Below are 19,497 nucleotides of genomic sequence, written 5' to 3' on the forward strand. Positions count from 1 at the left end.
TCAGGACCTCTTCAGTTTCGGGTCAAGCGCATCCCGCAGACCATCGCCCACCAGATTGATGGCGAGAACGGTGATGAGGATGGCAAGGCCAGGGAAAGTGACGACCCACCAGGCGCGCAGAATGAACTCGCGCGCTTCGGCAAGCATGGTGCCCCATTCAGGCGCGGGCGGCTGTGCACCCATGCCGAGGAAGCCAAGGGCGGCTGCATCGAGAATGGCGTTCGAAAACGACAGCGTGGCCTGCACGATGAGCGGACCCATGCAGTTGGGCAGAATGGTCTTGAACATCAGACGCAGCGGTCCGGCACCGGCCAGACGCGCGGCGGTGACATAATCGCGTTCCTTTTCCGTCATCACGGCGGCGCGCGTCAGGCGCACGAAATGCGGCTGAAGAACGAGCGCGATGGCAATCATGCCGTTGGTGAGGCCGGGGCCGAGAATGGCAACGAGCACCAGTGCCAGCAACAGCGATGGGAAGGCGAGGATGATGTCCATCAACCGCATGATGACCGTGTCCAGCCAGCCGCGATAATAACCGGCGATGACGCCGATGATGATGCCGGTGGAGAGCGACAGGGTGGTCACGAAGACGCCGATGAACAGCGAATATTGCGCACCATGGATCAGGCGCGACAGGATATCGCGACCGAGCGGATCGGTGCCGAGCGGGAAGCTCCAGTTGCCGCCTTGCAGCCATGCCGGCGGCAAAAGGATGGTATCGCGGTACTGCTGGAACGGCGAATGCGGCGCGATGAACGATGCGAAGACCGCTACGAACACAATGATGGTGAAAACGTAAAGGCCGATGACGGCGCCGCGGTTTTCGGAGAAATAGTGCCAGAATTCGGACAGCATCTGGCGGCGCATCGCCGCGCTGCTGACCGGCTGGCTCTGAGTGGTTTCAGCCATGGGATAACTCACCTCTTAGTGGCGGATGCGCGGGTTGATCAGGCCGTAGAGCACGTCGACAATCAGATTGACGAACATGATGATACCGGCAATCAGCAACAAGCCACCTTGAATCACGGGATAATCGCGGCGGAAGACGCTATCGACCATCCACTTGCCGATACCCGGCCAGGAGAAGATCGTTTCGGTCAGGATCGCGCCTGCCAGCATGACGCCGATCTGAAGGCCGATCGTCGTGATGACCGGGATCAGCGCATTGCGCAGCGCATGCAGCCCCACCACACGGAAGGGCGAGAGGCCCTTGGCACGGGCGGTGCGGATGTAATCGTCTGAGAGAACTTCCAGCATGGCCGAGCGGGTCTGACGGGCGATGACGGCAAGCGGGATCGTTGCCAGCACGATGGACGGCAGGATGAGGTGGCTGACAGCCGAGGAGAACGCGCCCTTCTGGCCAGACAGCAACGAGTCGATCAGCATGAAGCCGGTGACGGGCGGGAAGTAGAACATCAAGGAGATGCGCCCGGACACCGGTGTCCATTGCAGAATGCCCGCAAACAGGATGATGAGCAGCGGTCCCCACCAGAAGATCGGCATGGAGTAACCGACGAGCGAAACGCCCATCATGGTCTGATCGAAGAACGACCCACGCTTGATGGCGGCAATCACGCCGGCGGGAACGCCGATGACGATAGCGAGGATGATGGCACAGAGCGACAGTTCGACGGTGGCTGGGAATAGCGCGAAGAACTGGTCGATAATCGGTGACTTGGAAACGATGGAGGTTCCGAAATCGCCTGACAGAATGCCCTTCAGGTAATCCAGATACTGGATGACCATGGGTCGGTCCATGCCGAGGGCTGCGCTGATCTGCGCATGGCGCTCCGGTGACATGACACGTTCGCCCGACAGCAGGGCGACGGGGTCGCCTGGCAAAAGCCGGATAAACATGAACGCGATGATAGAAACCCCGATGAATGTCGGGATGAGCACGGCAATGCGCCGCACGAGAAAGCCAATCATGAAAAACCTTCGATCTGTTCCGCCTGGAACCTATGCGCTGGCAGTAGCGACCTTTTCGGTCTGCTTCTTTGTTGTTTAGAGATGCTTCAGAACGCAAGTGCCGCGCGCCTTGAGACAAGACACGCGGCATTTTCAGATGCGTCGAATATTACTCGGCGATATCGACGTTTTCGAACGTGAAGTCACCCAGCGGGCTCTGGACGAAACCAGTGACTTCCTTGCGCATCGGAACGACGGACAGGGAGTGGTCGATGGTGGCCCAAGGTGCCTGCTTCTTGAACACGACCTGAGCTTCTTCGTAGAGCTTGGTGCGTTCTGCCTGATCGGTGGTGATCTTGGCCTTCTTCACGAGAGCGTCGAAGTTCTTGTCGCACCACTGAGCACGGTTGTTGCCGCCAACGGCATCGCAGCCGAGCAGCGTGTCGAGGAAGTTGTCCGGGTCGCCATTGTCGCCGGTCCAGCCGAGGAACACGGCACCGTCACGGTCCTTTGCCTTCGAACGGTCGAGATATTCGGCCCATTCGTAGGACACGATCTCTACCTTGACGCCGATCTTGGCGAAATCATCCTGGATGACTTCGGCAGCGCGGCGGGCGTTGAGCATGTATGGACGCGAAACCGGCATCGCCCAGACCTTCATCGACAGGTCCTTGACGCCAGCGTCTGTCAGCATCTTCTTGGCTGCTTCCAGATCGTAGGTGTCGTCTTCAACCTTATCGTTGTAAGACCACATGGTTGGCGGCAGCGGGTTCTTGGCAGGCGTGGCCATGCCTTGGAACACGGCGTCAACGATGGCCTTCTTGTTGATGGCCTTGTTCAGCGCCTTGCGGACTTCCGGCTTGTCGAAAGGAGCCTGCGTGGTGTTGTAGGCGAGGTAGGCAACGTTGAGGCCTTCCTGCTCCAGAACCGTCAGGGTCTTGTCTTCCTTCATCGACTTGACGTCGGCAGCGTTCGGGTAAGGCATCAGGTGGCATTCGCCAGCCTTGAGCTTCTGGAAACGAACGGCTGCATCTGTGGTGATGGCGAAAACGAGATCGTCGATCTTCGGTGCGCCGCCCCAGTATTCCTTGTTGGCCTTGAAGCGGATGACGGCATCCTGCTGGTAGGCGACGAAGGCGAACGGACCGGTGCCGACTGGCATCTGGTTCAACTGTGCCTGCTTGCCTTCAGCGGCCAGCTTGTCGGTGTATTCCTTCGACATGATCGAAGCGAATGGCATGGCAAGGTTGGCGAGGAACGGTGCTTCAGGGCGGTTCAGGGTAAACTTGACCGTCATGTCGTCGACTTTTTCGATAGACTTGATCAGCTTGGGGAAGCCCATGCCTTCGGCATATTCCCAGGACGTGCCAGTGACATACTGGTGCCATGGATTGTCGGTCTTGATCTGGCGCTCGATGGAAAAGACGACGTCGTCTGCATTGAGTTCACGGGTTGGCGTGAAGAATTCCGTGGTCTGGAACTTGACGCCCTTGCGAAGCTTGAATGTGTAGACGGTGCCGTTTTCCGAAACTTCCCAGCTCTCGGCCAGGCCAGCGACTGGCTTGGTGGTGCCGGGTTCGAATTCCAGCAGACGGCTGTAAACGGTGTGGGCCGAGGCATCGAATGTGGTGCCGGCGGTGTAGAGGCCCGGATCGAAACCTTCCGGCGAACCTTCCGAGCAATATACGAATGTCTTTGCGCTTGCAGCAGCAGGTGCAAAGCACGTCGCCGAAAGCAAGGCTGCAGCGATTAGGCCAAGTTTGTATCTCATCAAAGAGCTCCCAATTTTTGTATCCGGCTCGCTTATTCTGCGACTACCGATGCAACGTGGTTATAAGAAACCTTGCACATACTCAAGCGGGCAAGTTGCGCCAATTCAGAGGTTTTTGATCAAAAGTTCAACTTCGCGCGATTTTGATACTAATTTAGGCGAAGGAATTAGAATGTTTGTTTGGAAATGGTGGAAAAAACCATGCGTTTCTTCCCAAAAGCCAGGCAATAAAGAAGGCGCCCTGAAGGCTCAGGACGCCTTTGATAGTGAAACAGCTTTTATTGTTACACTCAAGCGATCTTATCGCCCACGACTCGCCAATTGATGAGGTTTTCCAGCACAGCTTTGATGTGCTCCGGCTTGCGGTTTTCGTAATCGACGTAATAGGCGTGTTCCCAGATATCGATGCCGAGATAGGCCGGGCGGCCAACAGCAACCGGGTTGTTGCCGTCCTCGTAGCCGACCAGCGCCAGCTTGTCCTGATCATCGCGCGTTAGCCAGACCCAGCCGGTGCCAAAGACTTCATCCGAGGTGGCAACCGCTTTTTCGATGAACTTGCCGTAATCGCCGAATGCTGCGTTCAGTTCGTCAGCAACCTTGCCTTCCGGACGGTTCGGGCCACCGGGCGTAAACTGTTCCCAATAGGCGACGTGATTCCAGGCCTGGGCTGCGTTGTTGAAAATCTTCTTGTCGGCTGTCTTGCCAGCGGATGACTTGACGATCTGGTCAAGCTCCATATCGGCGTAGGGCGTGCCCTTGGCCAGCGTGTTCAGCTTATCGAAATAAGCCTTGTGGTGTTTGCCGTAATGCAGGGCAACGGTCTTGGCGGAGATATGTGGGGCGAGGGCGTCTTCTGCAAAGGGCAGAGCGGGCTGTTTCAACGGCAGTGCCGCTTTTGCAATCGATGGTGCGGAAAGCGTGGTGACTGCGGCGGTTGCCGCTGTGGCCGCCATGATGGCGCGTCTCGTCATTAACATGTCTCATTCTCCCGGTTGATGTCCAAGTCAGGCAAACCGGTTGGTGGGAGAAAAGTTTCTTTTCGATCTTGCTTATTCAATCCGTTCCCGGTTTTGTTATCGCAAATGTACCGTTGAAGGTCGAGGAGGACCGCATGCAGTCGCAAGGAGTATCTAGATCGAGTGAAGAGCGCGCGCTCGTTCTGGAAGAGTTGGGCAAGCTGTCGCTGCGTCCGTTTCCGCTGGAGGAGCAGGTTGGACCGCACGACGTGCGCATCGCTATCCATACCGTCGGCATTTGCGGCAGCGACGTGCATTATTACACCCACGGCGCCATCGGCAATTTCGTGGTGCGCGAACCGATGATTCTGGGACACGAGGCCTCCGGCACCGTGACCGAGGTTGGCTCCGGCGTAACGAACCTGTCGGTGGGGGACCGCGTGTGCATGGAGCCGGGCATTCCCGACCCGATCAGCCGCGCGAGCCGCATCGGCCATTACAATCTCGATCCTGCCGTGCGCTTCTGGGCCACGCCACCAATCCACGGCGTTTTGCGCGCGTCCGTCGTTCATCCGGCGGCCTATACGTTCAAGCTGCCGGACAATGTGTCGTTCGCGGCAGGCGCCATGGTGGAGCCGCTGGCCGTCGGCGTACAGGCGGCTACGCAGGCCAAGGTCAAGCCGGGCGACATCGCTGTCGTCATCGGCGCTGGCCCCATCGGCCTCGTCACCGTGCTGGCAGCTCTTGCTGCCGGTTGCGCACGCGTGATCGTGTCGGATGTCGATCCGGTGAAGCTGGATATGGCGCGTGGTCTGGGCCCAGTCGAAACCGTCAATGTGCGCGAGCATGATCTTGCCGAACAGGTGCTGAAATCCACCGGCGGCTGGGGTGCGGATGTCATTTTCGAATGCTCCGGTGCAGAAGCGGCCATTACCCGCGTGTTCGAGCCCTTGCGACCTGCCGGGATGGTGGTGTTCGTCGGCATGCCGACCAAGCTGGTGGCCTATGACGTGGTGGCAGCGCAAATTCGTGAAGCGCGTGTCGAGCATGTTTTCCGCTATGCCAACGTCTTTGGCCGCTGCGTCGATATGTTGGCATCCGGTGCCATCGATGTCTCCGCACTCATCACCCGCACCTTCGATTTCGAAGACAGCATCAAGGCCTTCGATCTAGCCGCATCTGCCCCTGCTGGTGAAGTGAAGATGCAAATTATCATGCCTGGCGGCTGATTGAGGGTTGCACGAAAATAATCAGCGGTTAGCTTGAGCGCCGGTGGCGAGTGGAGGCTCAAACCACTTATCTGTATCGATGCAGGAGGATCAATTCATGAAGACGATCAAGGGACCGGGGCTTTTTCTCGGTCAGTTTGCGGGCGATGCTGCACCGTTCAACACGTGGGACGGCATCACCAAATGGGCGGCTGATAAAGGGTATCTCGGTGTGCAGGTGCCCACATGGGCCGGGCAGTTGATCGACCTTAAAAAAGCAGCAGAATCCAAGGACTACTGCGACGAGTTCGCCGGTGTGGCCCGGAGTAACGGCGTCGAGGTGACGGAGCTTTCCACTCACTTGCAAGGCCAGCTAGTGGCCGTGCACCCTGCTTACGATGAAGCCTTTGATGGTTTTGCTGCACCCGAAGTGCGCGGCAACCCAAAGGCGCGTCAGGAATGGGCGGTCGAGCAGGTGAAGTTGGCGCTGAAGGCATCGCGCAATCTCGGCATCGATGCACATGCCACTTTCTCCGGGGCGCTCGCATGGCCCTTTATCTACCCATGGCCGCAGCGCCCTGCCGGTCTGGTGGAAGCCGCTTTCGATGAACTTGCCAAGCGCTGGACGCCGATCCTCGATTATGCCGATGAGCAGGGTGTGGACGTCTGCTACGAAATTCACCCCGGCGAAGACCTGCATGACGGCGTGACCTTCGAGATGTTCCTGGAGCGCGTAAAGAACCACAGCCGCGCCAACATGCTCTACGATCCCTCGCATTACGTGCTGCAATGCCTTGATTATCTCGACAATATCGACATCTACAAAGACCGCATCAAGATGTTCCACGTCAAGGATGCGGAGTTCAACCCCACTGGTCGTCAGGGCGTTTATGGCGGCTATCAGGGCTGGGTCAACCGCGCCGGTCGCTTCCGCTCGCTGGGCGACGGGCAAGTGGATTTCGGCGCCGTGTTCTCGAAAATGGCCGCCAATGATTTTGATGGCTGGGCCGTTGTCGAATGGGAATGCGCGTTGAAGCACCCGGAAGATGGCGCTGCCGAAGGCTCTGAATTCGTCAAGGCGCACATCATTCGCGTCACCGAAAAAGCGTTTGACGACTTCGCTTCCAGCGGCACGGACGATGCCGCAAACCGCCGCATGCTGGGCCTATAAATCATTTCGAGGACATTTCATGGCTATTGAAGGAAAGACGACCGACAAGGCGAGCAAACGCATTCGCCTTGGCATGGTGGGTGGTGGCGCAGGCGCCTTCATCGGCGGCGTGCACCGCATGGCGGCACGGCTGGACAACCGCTTCGACCTGGTGGCAGGCGCTTTGTCCTCCACCCCTGAAAAATCGAAGGCCTCCGGTCTGGAACTTGGACTGGACGAGGACCGCTGCTACGGCTCCTTCGAGGAGATGGCCGAAAAGGAAGCGGCCCGCGAAGACGGCATCGAGGCCGTCGCCATCGTTACGCCCAACCATGTGCACTACCCGGCAGCAAAGGCGTTTCTGGAACGCGGCATCCACGTCATCTGCGACAAGCCGCTGACCTCCAATCTGGACGATGCGAAAAAGCTGAAAGCGGTGGCAGACACGTCCGACGCACTGTTCGTCCTGACCCACAACTACACCGGCTACCCGATGGTGCGCCATGCGCGGGAACTGGTGGAAAGCGGCGCGCTGGGTGATATCCGGCTGGTGCAGATGGAATATCCACAAGACTGGCTGGCAGAACCCGTCGAACAGACCGGTGCCAAGCAGGCCGTATGGCGCACCGACCCGGCGCAATCGGGCGCAGGCGGCTCCACCGGCGATATCGGCACGCATGCCTATAATCTCGGCTGCTTCATCTCCGGTCTCGAAACCGAAGAACTCGCCGCAGACGTCCACACCTTCGTTGACGGTCGTCGTCTCGATGATAACGCCCACGTCATGCTGCGCTTCAAGGCCAGGGATGGCAAAGCGCCTGCCAAGGGCCTGCTGTGGTGCAGCCAAGTGGCCGTGGGCAATGAAAACGGCCTTAAGGTTCGCATCTATGGCAGCAAGGCTGGCATCGAGTGGACGCAGGCCGATCCGAACTACATGTGGTTCACCAAGCTTGGCGAGCCTAAGCAGTTGATCACCCGTGGTGGAGCCGGTGCCGGTGCATCTGCCGCCCGCGTCAGCCGCATCCCGTCCGGTCACCCGGAAGGCTACCTCGAAGCCTTTGCGACAATCTACACCGAAGCCGCAAACGCCATTGATGCACGGCGCAACGGCACGGCGCTGGATGGCGCGGTGGTTTACCCAACCATTGATGATGGCGTCAAAGGCGTGGCGTTTGTCGAGGCGTGTATTGCTTCGTCGAAGCAGAATGGTGGTTGGGTGAAGTTGTAAGGCAATTGGCTAGGTGGTGGGTCACATAACGGTAAGGGCTGCTGGGTGTGGCTCACCCCCCTCTGCCCTGCCGGGCATCTCCCCCTCAGGTGGGGAGATCGAATCGCGGTGAGGCTTCGCCCAAATTCAACGCTGCGGATTGATTGCGCAGTTTGAGCCTAGCCAATCTCCCTCTTTGTTGGGGAGATGCCCGGAAGGGCAGGGTGAGCCACACCCACTACCCAAGCTCTCTAACGAAAACGACCTAAATCACCGGATACAGCGACCAGAAGAACAGCTCGTGTTCCTGATCACGGTCGTGCTGCTCGGAATCGTCCTTGGTTCTGGGTTCCGAGGTGAAGCCGCTTTCGCGTTTCAGTTTGTCTTCTTGCGCCTTGCGACCGAGACCGAACAGGTCGAAGGAAAGCATGTTAAAGCCAGCTACCATTTTGTCCCTCATTGTCACAATATTTAACGAGGTGTAAATATTCGCGCGTTGCCACGATTTCGTCAAGATTGCTGAGGGAATTAGTCTGTTACGGCTGTGGATGGATTTGAGAAATTCATTTCTCAAATAAGCGCAAATCCGAAGCTTTATTTCATGGTGACACACAAGCCGTTTAGACGTTCCAAGACCTGCGATAGATGCCGGTGGCTGTCTTCAGTGCCGCGCCGAGATCGTTTGCGTGTCCGTGCGCCGCAAGGGCGTGCGAAAAGGCGGTGAGGTTGGCCAGCACCGCCTCTTCGGTGGCGCGTTGTCCAGTGTGGTTGAGGCGAACGAGGCGTTCGGTGCCAGGGCCGACGGCGGGGGTGATATCGGCGCCTGCAATGGTGCGGCGTGGCAGGAAGGTCTGAGGGTTCATCCCAAGTGGTAGAACGGCGGTGGTGACGAGGGCGGATGCTGATGGGTCTTGCGCCCACAGCTGTGCACCGAGCGTCAGAAGTCCGGCCCGTGTCGCGTCCCTTGCAAGCTGGTGGCGCTGCTGCACCTGTTGGATGCCCTCCGATTCGATCCGGTCGAGAGCGGCTTGCAACGCGAAAAATTCGAGCGGTGCCGGTGTTCCGGGTAAGACATGGCGTCCCACATCCAGCCATTGCTCTTTCTGGTCGAGCAATGACAGCATCGAGATGCGCGGGGCGTCGGCACGTTTCAAAAATTCCCACGCTTTTTGACTGACGCAAAGCGCCGACAGTCCGGCTGTCCCAGCCAGCGCCTTTTGCGGGCCGATGACGGCGATATCGATGCCGAGCCGATCCACCTCGAGTGCATGGCCACCGATGGAGGCGACGGCATCGACGATGGTGAGGATGCTCCTTTGTCGAGCGTGAGCGACGATTTCTTCCAGCGGATTGAGAATGCCGCTGGCCGATTCGGCGTGGACGAGGGACAGGATTGCAATGTCGGGATTGGCGTCGAGATGGTGGCTGACCGCCTCCAGCGTGATGGGGTGTGCCGGTTCTGCGCTCAGATTGACGACATCGGCACCGCCGCGCTCCAGCCAGCGACCAAACCACGTGCCATAGGGGCTGGTGACGATGTTGAGCGCCTTGAGGCTGGGATGCGCCAGGCTGGTTGCCGTGGCTTCCAGCGCCAGAACAGCTTCCGCCTGGATCAGCAGGACATCGTTTTTCGTGCCCATGAGGGTGCCCAGCCGGTCGGCAAGCGCTGCATAGTTTTCCGCCGGGAATGAGGGGATATCGAGCAGGTGGCTCCAGTCACGATTGGGCATGGTCGAATTCCGTATGAATGCGCAAGACTCGGAAGTTTAAAGCATGGTTGGATGGGCAACACTATATGGATGCCCGTCAGTTGCCAGCACTACCCTTGCGACCGAGCGACATAATGCGTTCACGCAGCACTTTTGCGAGATTACGGGTGTTGCGATACATATGCACCTGTGCGGCCACCTGGCGCACGTCGCGGTCACTGTTTTGCGAAAGACCGATGACGAGCGTGCCCATTTCAGCCGATTCGCTCCAGAACCCCTTCAAGGAACCGTCTTCGTCAGCCCCGCAGCTGTCGGTGCGCAAAATATTGGCGTCATCGAGATGCCATTCCGTCAATTTCTGCATCAGCAGACGCTCGATGGCGTGGCGGGAGTGGTTTTCATTGACGGCGAGTTTCCAGACATAGGCCTCGCCCATGGTCATGAAGACGACGGCGGAGGCAATGGCCTGACCATTGAGGTTGACCGTATGAATACGCACCGCATCGATTTCGGCCAGATTGGTAATCGCTTCACGCGCGAAGGCTGCACGATACCGGTCGCTGACGAGAGCCGAGCGCTTGCGGCCTTTCGAGCCACTGGCTTCGAGCGCGAGAAACTCTTCCGTGCGCAATCTGATGTCTTGCGGCTGTCTGGCGATGTCGTGGGTGAGCGTGCCGACACTTTTCAGGTGCTGCCAATGGGTCTCTAGCTCCTGCAACTGCCCCGCCGACAGATTGTTTTGCAGATAGAGACTGGCGTCGGTATCGCTTTCCAGCATCATTCGGCGATGCGGCTCGGCGACGGCCAGTGGCAGGTTGCGGCTGAGCGCGATGGCCTTGATCATGCGCGTGAAAGCGCCGTCCAGCCGCAGAGTCGGAAGCACCAGCACATCGGGCAGACGCAGTTCCGGCTGGGATAGTGCATCCAAGAGGTTGTCGATCGTCTCGGCTGCTCCTTCCGAATCGACCAGAGGCGTGCCGAGGGGGCCGAACGGATTGGACCATGCGCGCAAAATCGATGGGCCAACGGAAAAGCCTGGCTTTTCAATCGTGAACGGCATGAGAAAACGCATGCGCGAGCGCGCGCCGTTTTCATCGCGCATTAGCGCAAACCGCACGGCGCGGTTATCAACGCGGGGCATGGCGGGCGCCAAAAGCTTTCCGGTGAAGAAAATATTCGGCTCGACGACACGGTTCGACAGAAAGTCCAATTCTTCCTGAAGATCATATCCGAGTTGGGCCGGGTAAATGCAAAATTCACGCCCGGCGCGGCCTACGCGGACACTGCTGTCGGCGGCGGGACGGTCAGGCACTGTTTTTGCTATCAGCCTTGCGAAACGGTCATCTCGCATATCTGGATCGTTCGGATCGCTTGCCATGCCCGTCTTGAACCGTCTTTCCTATGCCTATTCGTGACAAGTATCTGTCATGGTGCCTCATCTGATGAGGTATGACTTCTTTAGCGAGAACCGATCTGTATCATATTTATCGTCTTTTGCTCGCAGAAATTCAATCATACATCGAAACGTGAAGACAGTTAACCAAATGCTATTCGATCTCTAGCGCATTGTCGTATCAGTAGCATGTCTATGGAAGAACAGGTGTTATTCTGCGCTTCGGATAAAGGCCCAAAACGAGGGCGCAACCTAGAATGATGATCGCAGCACCGACGAACTGAAGCGACGACAATGGCTCGTCCAGCACCAGTGCACCGACAATCACCGCGATGACCGTGACCACAAACTCCACGCTGATGGTTTTGGTTGCGCCGATCAACGACACAAGGCGGAAATAGGTGATGTAGGTGAGCGAACTCATGACGATGGCAAGCCCGAAGAGATAGGCGAAATCAATTGCCCGCGGCGGCGGCGAGGGGATGGGAACGACGAAAAGCAAGGGCAACGTCATGATGCCGCCAGCCAGAAATGCGCCGATCGTGATTTCCCAGGCGCCGGACCCTTTGAGATGGCGGCTTGCATAATTGCTGCCGAAAGCCGCGCAGATGCAGCCGATCAGGCAGATGACGCATCCGATAATGAAAGCCGGAGTGGCGGGAACTGCCGGGAAGCCGACGAGAATGACGATGCCGCTGAACCCCAGCACCATGCCGAAGAGGCTTTGCAGGGAGATTTTCTCCAGCCCCCAGAGTTGGCCGATCAACATCGAAAACAAGGGGATGCTGGCCACCAGAATGGCGGCCATGGCGGTGCCGATAACAGGTGTGGCGTAGGACAGGCCGATGAGCTGCCCGGCAACCGTTGTGGCTCCGACAACGGCAAAGGCCCGCCATCCGGCACTGAAATTCAGTTTCCGCCCCGTGACGCGCGCGATAATCAGCAGCGTAAAGCTCGCGATGAAGCAGCGCAGGGTCACCGCGCCGATCCAGCCGAAGGCAGCCACGACATGCAGCACCAGCATGAACGACAATCCCCATGCCACGGCAAGAAAGATATAGGCGGCAAGCTCGGAGGGTTTCATGCGCGGTGTCCGGACTGGGGATTTCGGCGAGCGATACGAGAGCGACGGCCAAGCGTCAATTGAATTTTACGGTGGTGGCTCCGCTCAAACAACCCCGTCGTCTGTGTCCAGAGCGGTACGAGGACATCACGTGCTCTTAGGCGGAAAATGGTTTGGGAGTAAGTGGCTGCGGGCGTGCCGACGTGACCATTTTTGGCCCAGCAAATGTGTCAGGGATATTGTTGAATACAAAAAGACCCGCAAACGATGTCTGCGGGTCTTTTTTAACGTGCTCGAAAAGCGATCAAGCCTGATCGAAAATGCCGTGGCAATGTTTGTATTTTTTGCCGGAACCGCAAGGGCAGGCTTCGTTACGGCCGATCTTGCCCCATGTGGCGGGGTTGTTGGGGTCACGCTGTTCCGGTGGAACGAAGGCTGCGGATGCGCCAGCCGCCTCCTGCATCGCAAACTCGTCTTCGCCGGTCAGCGGATCGAGATGATGCGCTGTCATTTCCGGCAGTTCGGCTGGCGGCGGTGCATCGCGAACCAGTTCGACACGCATCAATTGTGCCGTGACCGCTTCACGCAGGTTGGACAGCAGCGCCTGGAACAGCTCGAAGGCTTCCGCCTTGTATTCCTGCAACGGATCACGCTGTGCGTAACCGCGGAAACCGACGACGGAGCGAAGGTGATCGAGGTTGACGATATGCTCGCGCCACAGGTGGTCAATGGTCTGAAGGATCACCGAACGCTCGACATAGGTCATGACCTCGGCGCCAAAACGCTCGGTCTTCTCCGCCACGGCCTTGTCTGCCGCTTCGGTGATGCGCTGAAGAATATCGTCTTCGGCAATGCCTTCCTCTTTCGCCCACTCATCGACGGGCAGATCGAGGTTGAGGGACTGTTCGAGGCCAGCCTTGAGGCCTGCAATATCCCACTGCTCGGCATAGGCATTTTCCGGCACATGCTTGGTGACGAGCGCTTCGATCACTTCGTTGCGCATGTCGGAGGCGGTTTCGCCGATATTATCGGCTTCCATCAGCTCCAGGCGCTGGTCGAAGATGACCTTGCGCTGATCATTAAGAACGTCGTCATATTTCAGAAGATTCTTACGGGTTTCGAAGTTGCGGGCTTCGACCTTCTTCTGGGCGCGCTCGAGCGCCTTGTTGATCCACGGATGGACGATGGCTTCGCCTTCTTTCAGGCCAAGCTTCTGCAACATCGAATCCATGCGGTCGGAACCAAAGATGCGCATCAGGTCATCCTGAAGCGAGAGGTAGAATTTCGAGCGGCCCGGGTCACCCTGACGGCCGGAACGACCACGCAGCTGGTTGTCGATACGGCGGCTTTCGTGGCGTTCGGTCGCGATCACGAAAAGGCCACCGGCGGCCAGTGCCCGGTCCTTCAGAACCTTGATCTCTTCGCGGATTTTCCGTTCCGTGGCGTCGCGCTCTTCACCCGGCTCCACGCCTTCAAGCTCACGCTCGAGACGCATATCGACGTTACCGCCGAGCTGAATGTCGGTACCGCGACCGGCCATATTGGTGGCGATGGTGACGGCACCCGGCACACCGGCCTGCGAGACGATATAGGCTTCCTGCTCGTGATAACGGGCATTCAGAACCTGGAAGTTCTCAAAGCCGGTCTGACGCAGCATGGTGGCCAGAAGCTCGGATTTTTCGATCGAGGTGGTGCCGACGAGAACCGGCTGGTCGCGCTCATGGGCTGCCTTGATCTGTTCGATGATCGCCTTGAACTTCTCTTCGCCGGTCCGGTAAACCTCGTCGTCCTCGTCGATACGCTGGATCGGCAGGTTCGTCGGAACTTCGATCACGTCCAGAGAATAGATGTTGTTGAATTCTTCCGCTTCGGTCGATGCCGTACCGGTCATGCCGGCGAGCTTCTTGTACATGCGGAAATAGTTCTGGAAGGTGACGGACGACAGCGTCTGGTTTTCCGGCTGGATCTGTACCTTTTCCTTGGCTTCAAGTGCCTGGTGCTGACCTTCCGAATAGCGACGGCCCGGCATCATGCGGCCGGTGAATTCGTCGATGATGACGATTTCGCCGTTTCGGACGATGTAATCCTTGTCGCGCTGGAACAGCTTGTGGGCCTTCAGCGCGTTGTTGACGTGGTGAACGATGGCGACGTTTTCGATGTCGTAGAGTGATTCGCCCTTAAGAAGACCGGCATCGCGCAACAGGTTTTCGAGTTTTTCGGTGCCGTCTTCGGAGAAGTTGGCAGAACGCTGCTTCTCGTCGATCTCGTAATCTTCGGACGACAGCATGGGGATGAAGGCGTCGATGGTGTTGTAGAGATCGGAGCGATCGTCCAGCGGACCGGAGATGATGAGCGGCGTGCGCGCCTCATCCACCAGGATCGAATCGACTTCGTCGACGATGGCGTAGTGGTGGCCACGCTGAACCATCTGCGGCTTGTCGTATTTCATGTTGTCGCGCAGATAATCGAAGCCGAGTTCGTTGTTCGTCGCGTAGGTTATGTCGCAGGCATAGGCCTCGCGGCGCTGATCATCGTCCAGTCCATGAACGATGACGCCGGTCGTCAGACCGAGGAAACCGTAAAGGCGTGCCATGGTGGCGGCATCGCGCTGGGCGAGATAATCGTTGACGGTGACGACGTGAACGCCCTTGCCTTCCAGGGCATTGAGGTACACGGCAAGGGTCGCAACCAGCGTCTTGCCTTCACCGGTCTTCATTTCGGCAATGTCGCCGGAATGGAGAATCATGCCCCCCGTCAGCTGAACGTCGAAGGGGCGCATGCCGAGAACACGGCGTGAGGCTTCGCGTGCAACGGCAAAGGCCGGAACGAGAATGTCGTCAATCGTTTTGCCATTGGCAAGTTGTTGACGGAATTCGACAGTCTTTGCTGTCAGCGCCTCATCGGAGAGCGCCTTCATCTCTTCCTCGAGTGCACCTATTGCCGTGATATTGCTTCGATAGGAGCGGACACGGCGCTCATTTGCCGAACCGAACAACTTGCGGGCTATTCCGCCGAGACTGACCATCTTAGTGGCCCTTTCTGAAATTCCGTTTTGCCAAGGCATTGCGGTCTGGCATCGCATTTACGTACAAATGACAGACTTGACCCTTAAACGTATCTGGACGCGAGGTTGAGCGACAGATAAGAGGGGGGGCAAATGATGTCAACGGTTCTGCCCGTTACAGAATGGCCACATTCCGGTGTTTGGAAGTTTTTTCAGCCGGAAAACCACGTCTGGAGCCGGCATTGTCTCCGAAAGGTTTAATATGTTGCGCTATAATAGAATTGCGGCTGCTGTCATCGTAGCAACGCTTGGTCTTCAATTTCCTGCTTTCGCGCAGGAAGATGCCGTTGTTGCGAAGGTCGGCGATCTGGAAATCCGCCAGTCCGAACTCGATCTTGCCATGAGCAACCTCGATCCGCAGCTTGCCCAGCTTCCTGACGAACAGAAGAAGGTTGCTGCTCTGTCCGGCGCCATCGACGTGAAGCTTTTGGTGAAGGACGCCACGGCCGAAGGTCTTGAGAAGACCGAAGACTTCAAGAAGCGCCTTGCCTTCATCACCGATCGCGAGCTGCACAACGCCTACTTCCGCAAGCATGTTGTCGATGCCGTGACCAATGAAGAGGTCAAGGCGCGCTACGAAAAGGAAGTTGCTGCCCTGCCGCAGGAAGAAGAAATCAAGGCTGCTCACATTCTGGTCGCGACCGAAGAGGAAGCCAAGGACGTGATCAAGCAGCTGGACGGCGGCAAGGATTTCGCAGCGCTGGCCAAGGAAAAGTCGACCGATTCCAATAAGGATGATGGTGGCGATCTCGGTTGGTTCGGCAAGGGCCGTATGGTTCCGGAATTCGAAGAAGCCGCCTTCAAGCTTGAAAAGGGTGCCTACACCAAGGAGCCTGTGAAGTCGCAGTTCGGCTTCCACGTCATCAAGCTGGAAGACAAGCGCGTTGCACCGCCACCGGCTTACGAGCAGGTCGAGGCTCAGGTTCGTCAGCTCGTCATGCGCGACAAGTATGTTGCTCTGATCGAAAAGGCGAAGGCCGAGCAGAAGATCGACATTCCCGATGAGGCGATGCGCAAGGCTTACGAAGAAGCCAGCAAGCAGCAGGCAGAAGCCCCTGCCGAGCCGCCTGCACAGCCATAATTCTGTACAGTTGACGGGGCGGCGATGAGCCGCCCTGTTTCATTTATCTCTTCCCGAAAAATGCAGGTTCTTTGCCAATGTCCGCTGCCGTTTCTCCACTTGCGCCAAAATCCTACCCTGACATGCCCGCTTTGCGCGGTGTGCGAATGGCAACGGCTGCCGCTGGCATCAAATACAAGAACCGCACCGATGTTTTGTTGATGGTGTTCGACAAGCCTGCCACTGTCGCAGGCGTGTTCACCAAATCGCGCTGCCCATCCGCCCCGGTGGATTTCTGCCGCACCAACCTTGCAGGCGGTGTTGCCCGCGCGGTGGTCGTGAATTCCGGCAATGCCAATGCCTTTACAGGCGTCAAGGGCAGGGCGGCGACCGAGCTGACGGGACAGTCTGCGGCTGACGCTATCGGCTGCTCGACAAGCGAAGTGTTCCTCGCGTCCACGGGCGTGATCGGTGAGCCGCTGGACGCAACCAAATTTGCAGGCGTTATCGGTCAGATGAATAGAGATGCCACTGGCGATTTCTGGCAGGAAGCCGCCAAGGCGATCATGACGACCGACACCTACCCGAAAGTCTCGACACGCACCGCCGAGATCGATGGCGTGACCGTTACCATCAACGGTATTGCCAAGGGTGCCGGCATGATCGCACCTGACATGGCAACGATGCTCTCCTTCGTAGTAACGGATGCCGATATCGCAGCGCCCGCCTTGCAGGCCTTGCTCGCGGCAGGCGTCGGCCCGACCTTCAATTCCGTAACCGTGGATAGCGACACGTCCACCTCCGATACGCTGATGCTGTTTGCCACCGGTGCTGCCCGTGACGACGGACAGACCCGCATCGAAACCGCAGATGATCCGAAACTCGCTTCCTTCCGCGATGCCCTCAACGATCTGTTGAAGGACCTGGCCCTGCAAGTGGTTCGCGATGGCGAAGGCGCGCGCAAGATGGTGGAAATCACCGTTACCGGCGCCGAAAGCGATGCGGCAGCCAAGACCATCGCGCTGTCGATCGCCAACTCGCCGCTGGTCAAAACAGCTGTCGCCGGTGAAGACGCCAATTGGGGTCGTGTCGTGATGGCCGTCGGTAAATCGGGTGAACTGGCGGATCGCGACCGACTTGCTATCTGGTTCGGCAATGTGCGTGTTGCCGTTAATGGTGAGCGCGATCCGGATTATTCCGAGGCCGATGCATCCGCCGTGATGAAACACCAGGATATTCCGGTCAAAGTCGACATCGGTCTGGGCAGCGGCACCGCAACCGTGTGGACCTGCGATCTGACCAAGGAGTATGTCGAAATCAACGGCGACTACCGGAGCTAATGGTGGAGGCGTCCGATATGCGCAGTGTTCCTGCCAATCTTCCTCTCGTGCGTCGCCTGGAAGCGGTGAGCTTTCGTGCCTGGCCAGCCTCTTCCGTGCTTTACGATGGAAGCTGGCAAATCCGGTTGACGGGTTCGCATCCCTCCAAGCGCATCAATTGCGTCGTGCCGCTGGACCCATCGGATTACGGCAATTGCGCCCAGCGGCTTGAAAAGGCCCGCAAGCGTTTCGAAGACTTCGGGCGTCCGCTGATCGTGCGTGAAACGACATTGATGCCGCCGCAGTTGCGCGCGCATATGTTCGATGATGGCTGGACGGTGTTTGAGGAGGTCGATGTCATGACATCCGATCTCGCCTCCGCCGAACTGCCGGAAACCATGGCGCATCTTCCCAGCCACGATATCGGCCGTTTCGTTGAGGCGAGTTTGAAGGTGAGCGGTGACGACCCGTCTCTGCGCTCCGCCATCGCCGAGATCGTCAGCTCGATCAAACCCACCCTTGGTCTTTTCACCAAGGAGGAAGTGGAAGGCGAGCCGCAGGCGACCGTGATCTGCGTTCAGGATAACGACTTGGCGGGTATCCTGTCGCTGGAGGTGGCCGCATCGATCCGACGGCAGGGAACGGCGACACAAATCCTGACCTCCGCACTTCGTTGGGCACGCATCAGCGGGGCGAAAACCGCCTGGCTGCAAGTGGTTTCGACCAATGTTCCGGCGGTGGCGCTCTACGAGAAATTCGGCTTTTCCACAGCCTATACCTATCGTTATTGGCGCAAGGATGCCGCCTGATGGCTGAAACCGGGCGAAGCATTCTCCTCGTCGCAGCCTGTGCTCTTGTCGATACCGATGGCCGTATTCTGCTGGCGCAAAGACCGGAAGGCAAATCGCTGGCCGGTCTCTGGGAATTTCCCGGCGGCAAGGTGGAGAGCGGGGAGACGCCCGAGGAAACGCTGGTTCGCGAGCTTGAGGAAGAGTTGGGCATTAAGACGAAGGTCGCTTGCCTTGCGCCTCTAACATTTGCCAGCCACAGCTATGAAACGTTTCATCTGCTGATGCCGCTTTATGTCTGCCGTCGTTATGAGGGCATTCCGCGCGGGGCCGAGGGGCAGGCGATCAAGTGGGTCAAGCCGCAGGCGTTACGTGAGTACCCCATGCCGCCAGCCGACGAGCCGCTGATCCCATATCTCCAGGACTTGCTGTAACAGCGCATTTTAAAATAATTCGGTGAATCAGGGATTTCCACAGCTTCGTTTGTCCCGAAACGGGGCGTCTTTAACCTTTCGTTTAGCACCCTCTGTCAACGTCACAGGCTGAACAATTGGTAAACGGCGCGTAGCGAGGCCTGACATGAACGAGGATTTCTGGAAAACCGTAGAGGATCGCCAAACCTATTCCGAAAAGTCGCGCAGAATCGGTGTTTTGAACGTCGCTCTGCTGTTTGGCATGATCGCGATTGCCCTGTCCTTGATCGTTACCCCGATGCTTGCCGGTAAAACTCCTCCGGCGCGGTTCGCGCAGGTGCCGGATAGTTTCGACATGCTCAGCACGGGTTCCATCAAAAGCAACGAGCCGTCCAAGAAGACCTACAGCATTCGTCGCAGCGTGACGCAGCCGATGCCGGGTTCGGTCTGCATCGTCGAAGGTTACGCCAACGAGCCGAATTGCTGAC

General features: G+C 58.0%; 17 protein-coding genes. 8 read left to right on the forward strand and 9 right to left on the reverse strand.

Annotated elements, in window-relative coordinates; genetic code table 11:
- From RRU01S_RS07185 to RRU01S_RS07200, 4 genes are all read right to left on the reverse strand, one after another.
- The gene (locus RRU01S_RS07185) at positions 1–909 is read right to left on the reverse strand and encodes an ABC transporter permease subunit (RefSeq protein ID WP_045229516.1); all 909 of its coding nucleotides are present in this window, start codon (positions 907–909) and stop codon (positions 1–3) included.
- Between the two features lie 15 nt (positions 910–924).
- A complete protein-coding gene (locus RRU01S_RS07190; RefSeq protein ID WP_042616543.1) occupies positions 925–1,929 on the reverse strand; it encodes an ABC transporter permease subunit in 1,005 nt (334 codons plus the stop codon).
- A 148-nt stretch (positions 1,930–2,077) separates the two neighbouring features.
- Positions 2,078–3,679, reverse strand: coding sequence for an ABC transporter substrate-binding protein (locus tag RRU01S_RS07195; RefSeq protein ID WP_045229517.1), 1,602 nt, complete (start codon positions 3,677–3,679; stop codon positions 2,078–2,080).
- 290 nt (positions 3,680–3,969) lie between these two features.
- Positions 3,970–4,656, reverse strand: a complete 687-nt coding sequence (locus RRU01S_RS07200; RefSeq protein ID WP_045229518.1) for a superoxide dismutase — start codon at positions 4,654–4,656, stop codon at positions 3,970–3,972.
- 134 nt (positions 4,657–4,790) lie between these two features.
- On the opposite strand from RRU01S_RS07200, the gene RRU01S_RS07205 reads away from it, so the two are divergent.
- From RRU01S_RS07205 to RRU01S_RS07215, 3 genes are all read left to right on the forward strand, one after another.
- Positions 4,791–5,864, forward strand: a complete 1,074-nt coding sequence (locus RRU01S_RS07205) for an NAD(P)-dependent alcohol dehydrogenase (RefSeq protein WP_045229676.1) — start codon at positions 4,791–4,793, stop codon at positions 5,862–5,864.
- A 97-nt stretch (positions 5,865–5,961) separates the two neighbouring features.
- Positions 5,962–7,014, forward strand: coding sequence for a sugar phosphate isomerase/epimerase family protein (locus RRU01S_RS07210; protein WP_045229677.1), 1,053 nt, complete (start codon positions 5,962–5,964; stop codon positions 7,012–7,014).
- Positions 7,015–7,033: 19 nt separating this feature from the next.
- Positions 7,034–8,221 carry a Gfo/Idh/MocA family protein gene (locus RRU01S_RS07215; RefSeq protein ID WP_045229519.1) on the forward strand — a complete coding sequence of 396 codons (1,188 nt, stop codon included), beginning with the start codon at positions 7,034–7,036 and terminating at the stop codon, positions 8,219–8,221.
- 244 nt (positions 8,222–8,465) lie between these two features.
- Here the strand turns inward: RRU01S_RS07215 and RRU01S_RS07220 are convergent, their stop codons facing one another.
- From RRU01S_RS07220 to secA, 5 genes are all read right to left on the reverse strand, one after another.
- Positions 8,466–8,648, reverse strand: a complete 183-nt coding sequence (locus RRU01S_RS07220; RefSeq protein WP_045229520.1) for a hypothetical protein — start codon at positions 8,646–8,648, stop codon at positions 8,466–8,468.
- Positions 8,649–8,820: 172 nt separating this feature from the next.
- Entirely contained in the window at positions 8,821–9,930 is a 1,110-nt protein-coding gene (locus tag RRU01S_RS07225; protein WP_045229521.1) for a pyridoxal-phosphate-dependent aminotransferase family protein, read from the reverse strand.
- Between the two features lie 76 nt (positions 9,931–10,006).
- Positions 10,007–11,287, reverse strand: a complete 1,281-nt coding sequence (locus RRU01S_RS07230) for a GNAT family N-acetyltransferase (protein ID WP_052816002.1) — start codon at positions 11,285–11,287, stop codon at positions 10,007–10,009.
- A 208-nt stretch (positions 11,288–11,495) separates the two neighbouring features.
- Positions 11,496–12,386 (reverse strand): DMT family transporter, encoded by an 891-nt coding sequence (locus RRU01S_RS07235; protein WP_045229522.1) that lies wholly within the window; start codon positions 12,384–12,386, stop codon positions 11,496–11,498.
- Positions 12,387–12,669: 283 nt separating this feature from the next.
- The gene (gene secA / locus RRU01S_RS07240) at positions 12,670–15,390 is read right to left on the reverse strand and encodes a preprotein translocase subunit SecA (RefSeq protein WP_045229523.1); all 2,721 of its coding nucleotides are present in this window, start codon (positions 15,388–15,390) and stop codon (positions 12,670–12,672) included.
- A gap of 241 nt (positions 15,391–15,631) precedes the next feature.
- Between secA and RRU01S_RS07245 the strand changes: the two genes are divergently transcribed.
- The 5 genes from RRU01S_RS07245 to RRU01S_RS07265 all read left to right on the forward strand — a co-directional run bounded on the left by RRU01S_RS07245 (position 15,632) and on the right by RRU01S_RS07265 (position 19,496).
- The gene (locus tag RRU01S_RS07245) at positions 15,632–16,510 is read left to right on the forward strand and encodes a peptidylprolyl isomerase (RefSeq protein ID WP_045229524.1); all 879 of its coding nucleotides are present in this window, start codon (positions 15,632–15,634) and stop codon (positions 16,508–16,510) included.
- 77 nt (positions 16,511–16,587) lie between these two features.
- Positions 16,588–17,829, forward strand: coding sequence for a bifunctional glutamate N-acetyltransferase/amino-acid acetyltransferase ArgJ (argJ, locus tag RRU01S_RS07250; RefSeq protein WP_045229525.1), 1,242 nt, complete (start codon positions 16,588–16,590; stop codon positions 17,827–17,829).
- A gap of 17 nt (positions 17,830–17,846) precedes the next feature.
- Positions 17,847–18,617 carry a GNAT family N-acetyltransferase gene (locus RRU01S_RS07255; RefSeq protein WP_108722583.1) on the forward strand — a complete coding sequence of 257 codons (771 nt, stop codon included), beginning with the start codon at positions 17,847–17,849 and terminating at the stop codon, positions 18,615–18,617.
- Positions 18,617–19,030: an 8-oxo-dGTP diphosphatase MutT gene (gene mutT / locus RRU01S_RS07260; protein WP_045229527.1), complete on the forward strand. Its 414-nt coding sequence runs from the start codon at positions 18,617–18,619 to the stop codon at positions 19,028–19,030. Before RRU01S_RS07255 ends, mutT begins: the two co-directional genes overlap by 1 nt.
- Positions 19,031–19,175: 145 nt before the next feature.
- Positions 19,176–19,496, forward strand: a complete 321-nt coding sequence (locus tag RRU01S_RS07265) for a hypothetical protein (RefSeq protein ID WP_045229528.1) — start codon at positions 19,176–19,178, stop codon at positions 19,494–19,496.
- The last annotated feature ends 1 nt before the right edge of the window (position 19,497 follow it).

Origin of the sequence: Agrobacterium rubi TR3 = NBRC 13261 (assembly GCF_000739935.1) — a bacterium.
GTDB classification, from domain to species: domain Bacteria; phylum Pseudomonadota; class Alphaproteobacteria; order Rhizobiales; family Rhizobiaceae; genus Agrobacterium; species Agrobacterium rubi.

Excerpts from the sequence above, each read along its gene's own strand:
- mutT (WP_045229527.1), top strand. The coding sequence starts at position 18,617 with ATGGCTGAAACCGGGCGAAGCATTCTCCTCGTCGCAGCCTGTGCTCTT.
- RRU01S_RS07185 (WP_045229516.1), bottom strand. The coding sequence starts at position 909 with ATGGCTGAAACCACTCAGAGCCAGCCGGTCAGCAGCGCGGCGATGCGC.
- RRU01S_RS07220 (WP_045229520.1), bottom strand. The coding sequence starts at position 8,648 with ATGGTAGCTGGCTTTAACATGCTTTCCTTCGACCTGTTCGGTCTCGGT.
- RRU01S_RS07225 (WP_045229521.1), bottom strand. The coding sequence starts at position 9,930 with ATGCCCAATCGTGACTGGAGCCACCTGCTCGATATCCCCTCATTCCCG.
- RRU01S_RS07195 (WP_045229517.1), bottom strand. The coding sequence starts at position 3,679 with ATGAGATACAAACTTGGCCTAATCGCTGCAGCCTTGCTTTCGGCGACG.
- argJ (WP_045229525.1), top strand. The coding sequence starts at position 16,588 with ATGTCCGCTGCCGTTTCTCCACTTGCGCCAAAATCCTACCCTGACATG.
- RRU01S_RS07230 (WP_052816002.1), bottom strand. The coding sequence starts at position 11,287 with ATGGCAAGCGATCCGAACGATCCAGATATGCGAGATGACCGTTTCGCA.
- RRU01S_RS07255 (WP_108722583.1), top strand. The coding sequence starts at position 17,847 with ATGCGCAGTGTTCCTGCCAATCTTCCTCTCGTGCGTCGCCTGGAAGCG.
- RRU01S_RS07265 (WP_045229528.1), top strand. The coding sequence starts at position 19,176 with ATGAACGAGGATTTCTGGAAAACCGTAGAGGATCGCCAAACCTATTCC.
- RRU01S_RS07215 (WP_045229519.1), top strand. The coding sequence starts at position 7,034 with ATGGCTATTGAAGGAAAGACGACCGACAAGGCGAGCAAACGCATTCGC.
- RRU01S_RS07190 (WP_042616543.1), bottom strand. The coding sequence starts at position 1,929 with ATGATTGGCTTTCTCGTGCGGCGCATTGCCGTGCTCATCCCGACATTC.
- RRU01S_RS07200 (WP_045229518.1), bottom strand. The coding sequence starts at position 4,656 with ATGTTAATGACGAGACGCGCCATCATGGCGGCCACAGCGGCAACCGCC.
- RRU01S_RS07205 (WP_045229676.1), top strand. The coding sequence starts at position 4,791 with ATGCAGTCGCAAGGAGTATCTAGATCGAGTGAAGAGCGCGCGCTCGTT.
- RRU01S_RS07210 (WP_045229677.1), top strand. The coding sequence starts at position 5,962 with ATGAAGACGATCAAGGGACCGGGGCTTTTTCTCGGTCAGTTTGCGGGC.
- RRU01S_RS07245 (WP_045229524.1), top strand. The coding sequence starts at position 15,632 with ATGTTGCGCTATAATAGAATTGCGGCTGCTGTCATCGTAGCAACGCTT.
- RRU01S_RS07235 (WP_045229522.1), bottom strand. The coding sequence starts at position 12,386 with ATGAAACCCTCCGAGCTTGCCGCCTATATCTTTCTTGCCGTGGCATGG.
- secA (WP_045229523.1), bottom strand. The coding sequence starts at position 15,390 with ATGGTCAGTCTCGGCGGAATAGCCCGCAAGTTGTTCGGTTCGGCAAAT.